The organism is Shewanella sp. WXL01, from assembly GCF_012263345.1.
GTDB lineage: Bacteria > Pseudomonadota > Gammaproteobacteria > Enterobacterales > Shewanellaceae > Shewanella > Shewanella maritima.
The window spans coordinates 37,976-50,980 of the sequence record NZ_JAAIKQ010000002.1 but is presented as its reverse complement, the minus strand read 5'-3'; the positions used below and the strand labels follow the sequence as shown (position 1 = coordinate 50,980).

11 protein-coding genes are annotated in these 13,005 nt (G+C 45.4%); 7 read left to right on the top strand and 4 right to left on the bottom strand.

What is annotated here, in order from left to right; all coding sequences use genetic code 11:
- Positions 1-282: 282 nt before the first annotated feature.
- From tadA to guaB, 3 genes are all read right to left on the bottom strand, one after another.
- Complete coding sequence (tadA, locus tag G3R49_RS05475; RefSeq protein ID WP_280954594.1) at positions 283-927, bottom strand: tRNA adenosine(34) deaminase TadA; 645 nt, start codon at positions 925-927, stop codon at positions 283-285.
- A gap of 86 nt (positions 928-1,013) precedes the next feature.
- Positions 1,014-2,591: a glutamine-hydrolyzing GMP synthase gene (gene guaA, locus G3R49_RS05470; protein WP_167868947.1), complete on the bottom strand. Its 1,578-nt coding sequence runs from the start codon at positions 2,589-2,591 to the stop codon at positions 1,014-1,016.
- A 100-nt stretch (positions 2,592-2,691) separates the two neighbouring features.
- Complete coding sequence (gene guaB, locus G3R49_RS05465) at positions 2,692-4,164, bottom strand: IMP dehydrogenase (RefSeq protein WP_130597898.1); 1,473 nt, start codon at positions 4,162-4,164, stop codon at positions 2,692-2,694.
- 122 nt (positions 4,165-4,286) lie between these two features.
- Here guaB and xseA point away from each other — a divergent pair, with 122 nt between their 5' ends.
- From xseA to G3R49_RS05450, 3 genes are all read left to right on the top strand, one after another.
- Positions 4,287-5,615 (top strand): exodeoxyribonuclease VII large subunit, encoded by a 1,329-nt coding sequence (gene xseA, locus G3R49_RS05460; protein ID WP_167868946.1) that lies wholly within the window; start codon positions 4,287-4,289, stop codon positions 5,613-5,615.
- A 277-nt stretch (positions 5,616-5,892) separates the two neighbouring features.
- The gene (locus G3R49_RS05455; protein ID WP_167868945.1) at positions 5,893-6,372 is read left to right on the top strand and encodes a WbuC family cupin fold metalloprotein; all 480 of its coding nucleotides are present in this window, start codon (positions 5,893-5,895) and stop codon (positions 6,370-6,372) included.
- 190 nt (positions 6,373-6,562) lie between these two features.
- On the top strand, positions 6,563-7,111 hold the full coding sequence (locus G3R49_RS05450) for a histidine phosphatase family protein (protein WP_167868944.1): 549 nt from the start codon (positions 6,563-6,565) through the stop codon (positions 7,109-7,111).
- A 100-nt stretch (positions 7,112-7,211) separates the two neighbouring features.
- Here the strand turns inward: G3R49_RS05450 and G3R49_RS19985 are convergent, their stop codons facing one another.
- Positions 7,212-8,288 carry a choice-of-anchor H family protein gene (locus tag G3R49_RS19985; RefSeq protein WP_245335279.1) on the bottom strand — a complete coding sequence of 359 codons (1,077 nt, stop codon included), beginning with the start codon at positions 8,286-8,288 and terminating at the stop codon, positions 7,212-7,214.
- A 336-nt stretch (positions 8,289-8,624) separates the two neighbouring features.
- Here G3R49_RS19985 and G3R49_RS05440 point away from each other — a divergent pair, with 336 nt between their 5' ends.
- The 4 genes from G3R49_RS05440 to G3R49_RS05425 all read left to right on the top strand — a co-directional run bounded on the left by G3R49_RS05440 (position 8,625) and on the right by G3R49_RS05425 (position 12,934).
- A complete protein-coding gene (locus G3R49_RS05440) occupies positions 8,625-8,978 on the top strand; it encodes a PepSY domain-containing protein (protein WP_167868943.1) in 354 nt (117 codons plus the stop codon).
- Positions 8,979-8,980: 2 nt separating this feature from the next.
- The gene (locus G3R49_RS05435; RefSeq protein ID WP_167868942.1) at positions 8,981-9,655 is read left to right on the top strand and encodes a response regulator transcription factor; all 675 of its coding nucleotides are present in this window, start codon (positions 8,981-8,983) and stop codon (positions 9,653-9,655) included.
- Positions 9,656-9,661: 6 nt separating this feature from the next.
- Positions 9,662-11,002, top strand: coding sequence for an ATP-binding protein (locus G3R49_RS05430; protein ID WP_167868941.1), 1,341 nt, complete (start codon positions 9,662-9,664; stop codon positions 11,000-11,002).
- 309 nt (positions 11,003-11,311) lie between these two features.
- Complete coding sequence (locus G3R49_RS05425; protein ID WP_167868940.1) at positions 11,312-12,934, top strand: DUF3300 domain-containing protein; 1,623 nt, start codon at positions 11,312-11,314, stop codon at positions 12,932-12,934.
- Positions 12,935-13,005: the final 71 nt, after the last annotated feature.

Genomic DNA, 13,005 nt, shown 5'->3' with positions numbered 1-13,005 from the left:
TTTGTGATAACAATTATTCGACATTTGCCCTTGGTTGTTAGCACATAACTGATTACACTTAGCGAGTCCTTTTAGCCTGTAAAATAACTCTGGCCATCCCAATGCGTATTAAAGCACTCAATAACTCGTCGGCATCGCGTCGTAGGATCATGTTAAAACAGCAACGCCGCCGTACTCATGAACGCCAACGCACCCACTTTATGTTTTGGATCCCAAACTCTACTGAAACTAAAAGCTAGTTGCCTACTCAGACACAATAGAAGGCATGCTAAAACAGCTAGCTTAAGGCTGACTAGCTTGCAGTTGTTGCTGCTTTTTCAGCGCTTTTTTCTCTGCGCGGCGACGTTTAAAAAAGTTACTTAGCTGGGCAGCACATTCATCAGCCAAAATACCTTTAGTTATCGCTACATGATGATTAAATTGCTCATGCTGCAATAGATTAACCACACTTCCCGCAGCACCTGTTTTTAAATCATCGGCGCCATACACCACTCGCTCGATTCGACTATGCACCATGGCGCCCGCGCACATCGAGCAAGGCTCAAGAGTCACATACAAGGTGGTACCCAGCATACGGTAGTTTTCTAGTACCTTACCCGCAGCTTGAATACATTCAATTTCGGCATGTGCTGTTGGGTTGTGCTCGCAAATACTTAGGTTATAACCGCTAGCGATCAGCTCATCATCTTTCACCAGTACGGCGCCAACAGGCACCTCTCCTTTAGCCTCAGCGAGCTTGGCTTGTTCCATGGCAACACGCATCCATTTTTCATCAATGGCTTGTTGTTCTGGGCTGAGCTCACTCACAACTTGCTGACCAAGATGATTGATGCTAACTGTCGTTATCGCAACTTGAGTTAAATTAACTTGCTTAGAGGACATTTCTGGCGAGGACATTTCTTGCGAAGACACTTTTGTCGAGGGCATATGACTCTCAAAACTTGATAAAACTTATGCCGCTAGTGTAAAACAAAAAAGGCGCAAAATGCGCCTTTTTCAAAATCAGGAATTAATTATTCCCACTCAATAGTTGCCGGAGGCTTACCAGAAATATCGTATACCACACGAGAAATACCATCGATTTCATTAATGATGCGGTTAGATACGCGGCCTAGGAAGTCATATGGTAAGTGTGCCCAGTGCGCAGTCATAAAGTCGATAGTTTCAACCGCACGTAGCGATACAACCCAATCGTACTTACGACCATCACCCATTACGCCAACCGAGCGTACCGGTAGAAATACAGTAAATGCCTGGCTCACCTTGTGGTAAAGCTCTGCTTTGTGCAGCTCTTCAATGAAGATAGCGTCTGCGCGGCGCAGCAGGTCACAGTATTCTTTCTTGATTTCGCCTAGTACACGAACGCCTAAACCTGGCCCTGGGAATGGGTGGCGATATAGCATGTCGTAAGGTAGGCCAAGCTCTAGACCAATCTTACGTACTTCGTCTTTAAACAACTCACGTAGCGGCTCAACAAGGCCTAGCTCCATATCATCAGGTAAGCCGCCCACATTGTGGTGAGACTTGATCACGTGTGCTTTACCAGTTGCACTGCCTGCAGACTCAATCACATCTGGGTAGATAGTACCTTGTGCTAACCACTTAGCGTTAACGCATTTTTTCGACTCTTCATCGAAGATATCAACAAATACGTGGCCAATGATTTTACGCTTCGCTTCTGGGTCAGCTTCGCCTTTTAGTGCATCTAAGAAGCGGTTTTCAGCATCAACGTGAACAATGTTCAGACCAAAGTGATCGCCAAACATATCCATTACTTGTTGGGCTTCGTTTAAACGCAGTAGGCCGTTGTCAACAAACACACAAGTTAGCTTGTCGCCAATAGCGCGGTGCAGCAGCATAGCCACTACTGATGAATCAACACCACCAGAGAGACCTAGGATAACTTCATCATCACCGATTTGTTTTTTCAAACGTTCAACAGCATCTTCAATGATTGAAGATGGTTTCCAGTTAGCTTCACACTGACAGATATCAAGGGCGAAATGCTCAAGCATACGCTTACCTTGACGAGTGTGAGTCACTTCAGGGTGGAACTGTACGCCGTAGAATTGCTTGTCCTCATTTGCCATCGCAGCAAATGGACAAGTTTCAGTGTTAGCAACGGCAACAAAACCAGCTGGAATTTCAGATACCTTGTCACCATGGCTCATCCACACGTCTAGTAGTGGTTTACCATCGCTGCTGATTGCATCTTCAATGCTCTTGAATAATGCAGATTCAGCTTGCACTTCTACTTGCGCGTAACCAAATTCACCTTCACCAACACCCTGGATAACTTTGCCGCCAAGCTGCTCAGACATGGTCTGCATGCCGTAACAAATGCCAAGAACTGGTACGCCAGCATTAAATACATATTCAGGTGCACGTGGTGAGCCTTCAGCTGTTACGCTTTCTGGGCCACCCGCTAGAATAATACCGTTTGGAGCAAACTCTTTAATTTGCTCTTCAGATACGTCCCAAGCCCAAAGCTCACAATAAACACCGATTTCACGGATACGGCGTGCGATCAGCTGAGTGTATTGCGATCCAAAGTCTAGGATCAGGATTTTATGGTCATGAATGTTGCTCATGGGATACCTTATATCTGGATTTAATTCGAAATTAGATACTTAACTTCAATCAACTTGATTGAAAAAAGGCGGCAATTAATTTGCCGCCCGTGGGTCGATATTAAGAACCGCTACGGTAGTTAGGCGCTTCTTTACTAATGGTCACGTCATGTACGTGAGACTCGCCCATACCAGCAGAAGTGATCTTCACAAACTCTGCTTTTTCGTTTAATTCTTTAATGGTTGCACAACCGGTTAAGCCCATGCATGAACGTAGGCCGCCCATGTGCTGGTGAATAATTTCTTTAAGCTTACCTTTGTAAGCAACGCGACCTTCAATACCTTCTGGTACTAGCTTGTCTGCTGCGTTATCGCTTTGGAAGTAACGGTCAGATGAACCTTGAGTTTGGGTCATCGCGCCTAGTGAGCCCATACCGCGATATGACTTGTATGCACGGCCATTGTATAGCTCAGTTTCGCCTGGCGCTTCGTCAGTACCCGCAAACATAGAGCCAGCCATGATGCATGATGCGCCAGCGGCTAACGCTTTAGCTAGGTCACCTGAGAAGCGAATACCGCCATCAGCAATAACTGGAATGTCTAAGTGCTTAACTGCAGCGGCTGCGTCAGATACAGCGGTAATTTGCGGTACACCTACACCTGTGACGATGCGAGTAGTACAGATAGAACCAGGGCCAATACCTACTTTAACTGCATCAACGCCCGCTTCAACCAGTGCTAGTGCACCTTCAGCTGTTGCGACGTTACCACCAACGATTTGTAAGTCAGGGTACGCTGCGCGAGTGTCGCGAATACGTTGTAGTACACCTTCAGAATGACCGTGTGATGAGTCGATAAGCAGTACGTCAACACCAGCTTTAACCAATGCAGCAACACGCTCTTCGTTGCCAGCACCAGCGCCAACTGCTGCGCCAACACGCAGACGACCTAATTCATCTTTACAAGCATTTGGCTTACGCTCAGCTTTTTGGAAGTCTTTTACGGTGATCAGGCCTTTAAGCTTGAAGTTATCGTCAACCACTAGCACCTTCTCAACACGGTGTGAGTGCATTAGGGTTTGTACTTCGTCTAGCGGCGTACCTTCAATAACGGTTACTAGGCGATCTTTAGGAGTCATCACCTTTTCAACAGTTAGGTTCCAATCAGTGACAAAGCGTACGTCACGTCCAGTGATAATGCCCACTAGCTCGTTAGCATCGTTGATTACAGGGTAACCCGCAAAGCCATTACGCTCAGTTAGCTGCTTAACTTCAGCTAGTGTAGTAGATGGCTTAACCGTTACCGGCTGTTGAACAATACCCGCTTCATAGATTTTAACTTTACGTACTTCTTCAGCCTGCTGTTCAATGGTCATATTCTTGTGAATAAAACCTAAACCACCTTCTTGCGCCATTGCGATAGCAAGACGTGCTTCAGTCACAGTGTCCATTGCAGCAGAAACAATTGGGGTGTTCAGTTCAATCTTTTTAGTCAGACGAGTTTTTAGAACAGCGGTGTTTGGGAGAACGGTTGAGTGAGCAGGAACCAGTAGGACATCATCGAAGGTTAGTGCGTCATTTCTTAATCTTAACATGCAACATCTCCCAGTAAATTGTAGGGTAGGAAAGGGTAAATATTGCGGCGGGATTATACCTTGCATATATTGGTCGGTAAATGGGAAAATGCTTCAAAATAGCCCTTACAAAGCGTTTTATTATGCTAACTACGAAAAACAATGTTTACACAGTTTCTCGATTAAACGGAGAAGTGCGAAATTTGCTCGAAGGGCAGCTCGGCAGAGTCTGGCTGGAAGGTGAAATTTCCAACTTTTCTGCGCCGCACTCAGGGCATTGGTACCTCACCTTAAAAGACAGCCGCTCACAAATTCGCTGCGCCATGTTTAAAGGCCGCAATCAACAAGTGCGCTTTACCCCAACCAATGGTCAGCAAGTTTTAGTTAAAGGCAACATTAGCGTGTATGAGCCACGGGGCGACTACCAGCTATTACTAGAATCTATGCTGCCTGCTGGCGACGGGTTATTAGCCCAGCAATATGAAGCGTTGAAAATGAAGCTGGCAGCAGAGGGCTTATTTGCTACCGATACTAAAAGGCAGTTGCCAGATAATATTCAGCGCATTGGTGTTGTCACCTCGGCAACAGGCGCGGCGCTTAGAGATATTCTCCATGTACTGAAACGTCGTGATGCCTCATTAGAAGTCGTGGTTTACCCTACGCAAGTACAAGGGGCTGCAGCGAGCCAACAAATATGTCAGGCAATTGCCACTGCAAATGCCCGCCTGGAAGTGGACGTAATACTAGTTACCCGAGGTGGCGGTTCACTAGAAGACTTATGGTGCTTTAATGACGAGCAGCTGGCCCATGCGATATACAACAGCGCCCTGCCCGTTGTTAGCGCAGTTGGTCATGAGGTTGATACCACTATTAGTGATTATGTTGCCGATTTGCGCGCGCCAACGCCATCTGCCGCAGCAGAGCTATTGTCAAAAGACAAAGGTAATAAGCAAGACAAGCTGCAACTAGTGCTTAACCGCTTGAAGCAAAGCATGCGTCACTATCAGCTTAATCAGCAATCGCTATTAGATAACCTAAACCACCAGCTGCAGCGCCAAGACCCGCAGCGACAACTACAACAATTTGAGCAGCGCTTTGATGAACTGCAAATGCGCCTTGAAACCGCACTGAATCGCAAGTTAACCAGTGCACAATTAATCAAACAACAGTTGCAACACAGGCTCGCGCAAAACTCACCAGCGCAGCATATTGCTATGGAAGCCAACAAACTGTCATTTTTAGACACCAGATTAAATAAGGCGCTGGAGTTGCAAATGGACAAAGCCAAAGCTCGCATCGCCAATGCTGCTCATCAGCTGGAAACCGTCAGTCCATTATCAACATTAAGCCGTGGCTACTCGATTACCAAAGACGCCAGCGGTAAAGTCGTACAAGATGCAACTAAGCTGAATAGCGGTGATAAGCTAATAACCCAATTAAATAATGGTGAAGTGCTGTCTGTTGTTGAGTAGCAGGCTTTTTTGGATACAGCCCTATGGGTTTGTGTAAAAGTTCTGGGAGCTATTGGAGCAAGATTCTACGGCATGGATGCCGTAGTATAGCCATCATGGATGATTTCACGGCGCCTTGCGTAAATAGCTCTCAGGGTTTGTTGATAACGTGAGCATTCCTTACCAATATGACGAGCTACAGTGTTAAACAAATTTAGCCTACGGCAAAAAACCTTAATACAGCAATTAAGTGAATTCTTGCAGCACGCGCTGCCTTATATGAGCAATAAAGATAACTATGCTAAAAATTATTTCGAACCAAGATTTTGAACAATTTTCTCAAAACGCTAAAGATGCACCGCGTCAGCGCAGTCATCATAATCTGCATGAAACTTTAGATGCGGGTGTACAGCGCTTATTTATCTCAACTGAGCCTGATACCTATATGCGCCCGCATCGCCATAGCGAATCACACAAGTGGGAGCTGTTTCTGGTATTGAAAGGCCAGCTTGACCTACTTATCTTTGATGATGAAGGTACTGTCACCGAGCGCCATAGCTTGTCACCAGAGACTAACCGCGCTATCGAAATTCCACCAGGCACTTGGCACGGCTATGCTTGTATGCAATCGGGCACTGTTGGCTTAGAAATTAAACAAGGTGCTTACGTGCCAACACCCGCCGAGGACTTTGCGCCATGGACAGCCGCTGAAGGTGAATCTGGCGCGGATGAGTACCGCGACTGGATGCGCAGTGCACAAGTTGGCGACAAAAACTAAGTGCTTAGAAATAAGCATGTAGAAATAAGCGATTGAAATAGAAAAACTCGTATTGAGATAGCACCATCCTCATTTAAATATCGTTAATATAAGCTGACAGTCATTTGCTTATTGCGTTAGGCTGTCGGCTCTTATCGCAAGAAATCACTTAGAAACCCATCACTTAGAAACTCATCAAATAATAAGCAATATGGAAATTATACTTATCCGTCATGGACGCCCCACTACGGCCGGCAACCCCAAAGTATCCGCCAGCGGTTTTATTCAATGGGTTAGGCACTATCATCACGCTAAGGTGTGCAACACAAGCCGCGCCAATCATCAAGTATTTGATAATAGCCATTACCTAGTCTCAAGCGACTTAAAAAGAGCTATTCACTCTAGCGAAATATATTCAGGTAAAACACCTCAGCAGCAACTTCCCTCTCTACGCGAGATGGACATTCCGCGCTACAAACTGCCATTTACACTAAATGCTTGGACCTGGGTTTACCTCAACCGCGCATTGTGGATGTTGGGTAAAAAAGGCAACTTTGAGTCTTATAATGATGCAAAACAGCGCGCGATAGTTGCAGCCGATGAATTGATAGCCCTCGCCAAGCAACATAAAAAAGTAATGGCATTTGGCCACGGCTTTATGAACCTTCATATTCGCCGCGAGCTCGCAAGAAAAGGTTGGCAGGTAAAAGAGAAAGACAACAATTACTGGGGTAAAAATACACTGGTTTGGACTAACTAAACTCGAAGCTCCCCCAGAAAAACAACAGCCTGGCATTATTGTCAGGCTGTTTTGTTATTCCAACAAAAGGTTACTCGATTCGATACTAGCCAAAGGCTTCTCAATGAATCGCTTTACGCCTAACTGCGACAATGAGCATCACAAACAAACCAAAAGCACCTAAACTACCTGCGGAATATTCTTCAACAATCACAACCTCGCTGCTGCCCGAGTCCCAATCTCGGCTTTCCAGAGGCAAGGCATACAGGCTATCGACATCTTCACTGCTAATCGTTGCGACAATATCGCTGTAGCCAACCTCATATAAATCTATCAACACATCATAGTGATCAGTGGGGTAGCCACTGGCAAGGGTGGTAAGCACTTCATAATCATCGTCAGTTCTATCACCTTCAATAGTGAAAATATCTGTGGTGTAATAATGCTCCCACGGCCCACCGTTTCGACTTAGGTACATTTCAGCGTACACATTGGCAATTTCATAACCCGTAGGACCAAGAATATCGGCGTCAAAGGTCACGCTAAATGTTTGATAAAAACCGTTGTAATTGAAGTCATCAAACAAGCGGCTATATGCATCGTAAATACTAAAGTCATAATACAAAGCGGCATTAGTGGGTTGACTCACCTTCACGCTCAACAGAGACTGGGACTGCGCAAAGTCAGCTGATTGAGCAGATTGACTATCTTCTTTTGCCTGCTCTTTCTTTTGTGCTTTCTTTTGCACAATAATCCACTCGCGCAGTAAGCCCTGATATGACGGAGTGTCTACTTGATGCTGGTTTGATTGTACAACCTGCTTTTGCTCTAACCTTTTTTGTAACGCCAGCTGCAGCTTGTGCTGCAAATGGACTAGCAACTCGTCACTAGCATCTTTCTCTATATTCGTATCGGCATCTTCCGAGCTTACTGACGCAGTAGCCTGCACCTCTGACGCTTTTGTCTCTTTACGCTCATCCGGTGTGGAATGCTGCATACCAACACTAATCACCTGCTTAGCTGGCGCGGCATTAGTAGCGGCAACTCCATCATTACTATTAACCTGAGCTGATTGCTGAGTTTGCGCAAACGCTGCATGACAACTTAGCCAAGCAAACACAGCCAATAACATGATTGGCAGCGAAGTTAACTGGCGATATTTTTTGTGCTTGCTGACTTGATAACGAGACTTTTTCATAACCTTCCTCGACAATTGTATTAAGCAGTCTCTGTATTAAAGCCAAGGCATGATGAACATAAGCTGAACAAAAACAGCATCTTAATCGTTCATCTTATGTTCATCTTGTTGCCAATAACCTAAGCACTTCCGACAGAGCGTTGAGAATGAGAAAAGTAGAACTTAGAAAAGGAAGGGTATCGCTTTGAAATAGCAGCAAGCGCTAGTGAATAGTCTACCGAGTTCATAATTCACGACTAACTCACTGAATTTATAAGGCGTTAACTGTTTATCACTATTTCTTCAATACGGTTAATCTTTTACACTGATAAAACGACGATGAAATGAGTAACCAAGATGACAATTGCCAAACACGTTAAACCTTGCCTATTGAGCCTATTGCTAGTGACACCACTAAGCCAGGCGCACACGGATGAGTTAAGTGCAAGCAATAGTCAGTCACGCTTTCTCACTCCAGGTATTACCCAGCAATATTCTCCTAACTCCACGCCTAGAAAAAATAAGCCCACTTTAGCCATCAAAAGTAGTCAGCAAGCTATCGCCAGAGTCCAGCAGCAATATCAAGGCAAGGTGCTGAGAGTGCAGAGCAATCGCTCTGGCAATAGTTACCAAGTGAAGATGCTAAGTAGTGATGGCCGAGTGTTTTACGTAACAGTTGATGCCAGAACGGGTGCAGTGAGAAGGAACTAGCAATGAGATTATTACTTGTCGAAGACGATCAAGCATTACAAGCTAACCTGAAGCAACATTTACAAGACGCCAATTATCAGGTCGATGTGAGCAGCGATGGTGAAGATGGGTTATTTCAAGCCCAAGAATACCAATATGATGCCGCCATCATCGACGTAGGCTTGCCTAAAATCGACGGCATTAGCTTAATCACCCAGCTGCGCAGTCAAGGCATTGATTATCCGGTGCTAATTTTAACTGCGCGGGATAGCTGGCAAGACAAGGTCACTGGGCTAGATGCTGGCGCAGATGATTACTTAACTAAACCCTTTCAACCAGAAGAGCTAGTTGCGCGAATCAACGCGTTAATTCGCCGCTCAGCAGGTAAAGCCAGCCCGTTAGTCAGCAACGGACCAATTACCATCAATACCCGCAGCCTTGAAGTGTTTAAAGCAGGACAGACAATCAATTTAAGTAGCTCTGAATACAAGCTGTTTGAATACATGATGCATCATGTCGAAGCTGTGCTGTCAAAATCTGAGTTAATCGAACATATTTATGATCAAGATTTCGACTTAGACTCAAACGTGATTGAAGTCTTTATCCGCCGCTTACGTAAAAAACTTGACCCAGATGGTCAGTACAAACTGATTGAAACCCTACGCGGTCAAGGCTATCGCATGAACAAGGTGGAATAAGTTTTGATGCGCTCGTTAAAGGCAAGGATCATCGTTAGTGCATTGCTACTGGTATTAGTATTGGTGCCAACGATTGGTATTGCCTTACACAAAGCGTTTGAACAACAATTAACGGACTCAACCAAAGAGCAACTGCAGGCTTATGTATACTCAGTGCTCGCTGTGGCTGAGGTGGATAATGGTGAGCCGCAAATGCCGCCTCACTTAATGGAAAATCAATTTAACCTAACTCAATCAGGCTTATATGCGGTTATTACCTATCAAACTGGCATTAACCCTTCTACCATAGCCTGGCGCTCAAATTCATCAATCGGCATTAAACTGCCATCCAACTACCCAACACCTAAGACAGGCCAACAAACCTTCGCGCCCTTAAACATTGATAAAATTCCGTATTGGATATTCAGCTTTACCGTGAGTTTTGAAAAGGCGGGCAATGTTTACCCTATCACGCTGCATATCATTAAAACCCAAACCGAGTATCAACAACAGCTTGACGAGTTTAGCCAAACGCTATGGAGCTGGCTGATCAGTTTGATGTTAGTGCTATTAGTAGTGCAGTTAAGCTGGCTATGGTGGACGCTAAAGCCTATGGCTGCTTTTGTGCGTGAGATTAAACAGGTAGAACAGGGCCAATCACAGCAGCTCAGTAGCCGCTATCCAGTTGAGCTTAAGGTGTTGGCTAAACAAATCAATACCCTTCTAACCTCTGAGAAAAATCAACGTAGTAGATACCGCAATGCGTTGGCTGACTTAGCCCATAGCTTAAAAACGCCGCTAGCGATTATTCAAAGCCAAACAGATTTAACGCCATCATCAAAAGAGCAAGTTGCTAACATCAACAATATTATTGCCTACCAACTCAAACGCGCACAAAGCGGCGCGGGTCAAGCATGGCATGTGGGCTTTAATGTTGATGAAGTGCTGACTAAATTAGTGCGCACTATGGCTAAACTTCATATTACTAATGCTATTGATATCCAATACCACAGCGCTGCGGATGTGATGTTTAAAGGCGATGAAACTGACTTTAGTGAAATGGTCGGCAATGTGTTAGATAACGCCTGTAAAGCGGCGAAGTCTCAGGTCATTGTCTCAGTCGCAGGCGATCAAGACCAATGTCGCATCATTGTTGAAGATGACGGTAAAGGTATTAGCCAGTCTCAGCAGCAGTTAATTTTTCAACGTGGCGTGCGCGCCGACACTTACCAAAAAGGCCATGGTATTGGACTCGCGATTACCCAAGATTTAGTGCAAAGCTATCAAGGGGCATTAACAGTCACTGGCTCTGATACACTTGGCGGAGCAAAGTTCACATTTACCTTTGGGGCAAATCCCCCTCAGTAATAAGTTTGTAAAACTCTCTCTGCCCGACTACTACTCTAAACAAGCCACCGCGCTATACGAACCAGGCTGCCCAGCAAGCCTGGCGCTCGCACAACCTACACTCTCCAAAACAGCACATATCATTAGCAAATCTGCCTAAAATCACTTTCAGCTTATGTTCATCTTCACTCAGATATCCTGTTATCAACATCAATAAAAGTCAGTTATTGACCGGGAGAAATGATGAACACAGCTAAATTCAATTCAAGGAATACCAAGCTGCGCTTTAAAAGTCTTATAGGCATCTTGCTTATAGGGGTAACCTCGCCAATGGCTAACATTGCTCAGGCATCGCAGCAGGATCTTACTCAGGGTCAATATGAAAACTTGGCTCAGCAATCTGACTACACCCAAGCTACCGGCACTTCACAAGCTACCGGAAGTTCTCAGGCTAAAAGCAGTGCTCAAACAAATAAGTTAGCTGATGAAGATAGTCACTTTTCAGATGCGCAGCTAGCGCAGGTTTTAGCGCCTATTGCCCTGTATCCTGACAGTTTATTAACTCATATCCTCATCGCTTCTACCTATCCGTTAGAAATCGTTCAGGCACACAGGTGGCGTAAAAACCAGAGCGATGACACAGCTCGGGTAATGCAAGATGTTGAGCAACAAAGTTGGGAGCCAAGTGTTAAGGCATTAGCTGCTTTCCCAACTGTACTTGAACGCCTCAGTGATGATTTGCAGTGGACGCAAAACCTCGGCGATGCCTTTTTGCAAGATGAAGGCCGAGTACTAGATGCGATTCAAACACTGCGCCATCAAGCAGATCAGGCTAACAGTCTCGATGATATGGAAAATGTCACCGTAACTAAAACCGACAAGCAAATCATTATCGAACCGGTACAAAAAGAGATAGTTTACGTGCCGTATTATGACACCCGCGTGGTTTACGGTAACTGGTACTGGGCGCACTACCCACCGGTATATTGGCATCCACCGGTTTACTGGAGGCCGCCTGTGTATGTGTCACATAGGCCAATATATTGGGGACCAGGGATCCACATTAGTTTTAACTATTATTTCTCAGCGTTTCGTTGGAGCTATCGCCGGGTAGTGGTAATTAACCATCGCCACTCGCACATCTATCGCCCTGCGAGAAAAATTGCCTACAGCTCAGGGGCACAGCGCTGGAGACATAAACCGCAGCATCGCAAGGGTGTCGCCTACCGCTCAGTTTCTGTGAGCAAGCGTTATCAAGGCAGTTATGCTAAGCCACATGTGCGTGCCAAGCCTACTGTGGCGATTAATCATCACAAAGCGCAAGTGACCAAGGTTCATCGTGGTCTAGATAGAGCGAATCTAGATAGAACGAGCCTAGATAGAAAAAGCGTGGCAAAAGTCACCAATAAACCAGCTAACTACAAGGCGAGTACTAAACAACTCTCTACGCAATACAGAGATAAGCAGTACAAACCAAGTAGCAATAGCAAGCAGACCCACGCCCAACAGTTATCAAGAAACAAGAGCAGTCATGAGCAAAAAGCGCGGAATTTAACCCAGAAGTTGCAGCAGCAAAGGTCAACAGCATCGCGCCAAAGCTATGACAAGAGTGCAAAACAAACCGCTTCGCAGTCTTTGCATCACAGCAATAATAACTCAAGCTATTCCCAGCGCAGCGCGAAGTCGAATAGCCAGGCTAAGTCATACAACCAAAGGGCAAACTCGCCATCGACACAAAAGCAAGCAACAAGCAGTTATAGAGGCAGCGATATGAATAAATCACAAGCACGCAGCTCGTCTTCATATAGTGCTAATTCAAAAAGCTACTCTTCGCGAAGCAGTGCAAATCACAGCAGCCAATCTAGAAGCCAGCCTTCTCGAAGCAGCCCTTCACGAAGTAATCCTTCTCCTAGTAACAAAGGCAATAAAAGTCGCGCTAACCGCAATCAATAGCGGATAGCCCTAAACGCAAAAGAGCCTGACATCAATGTCAGGCTCTTGGTATTTGCTCTAGCGTTCAACTG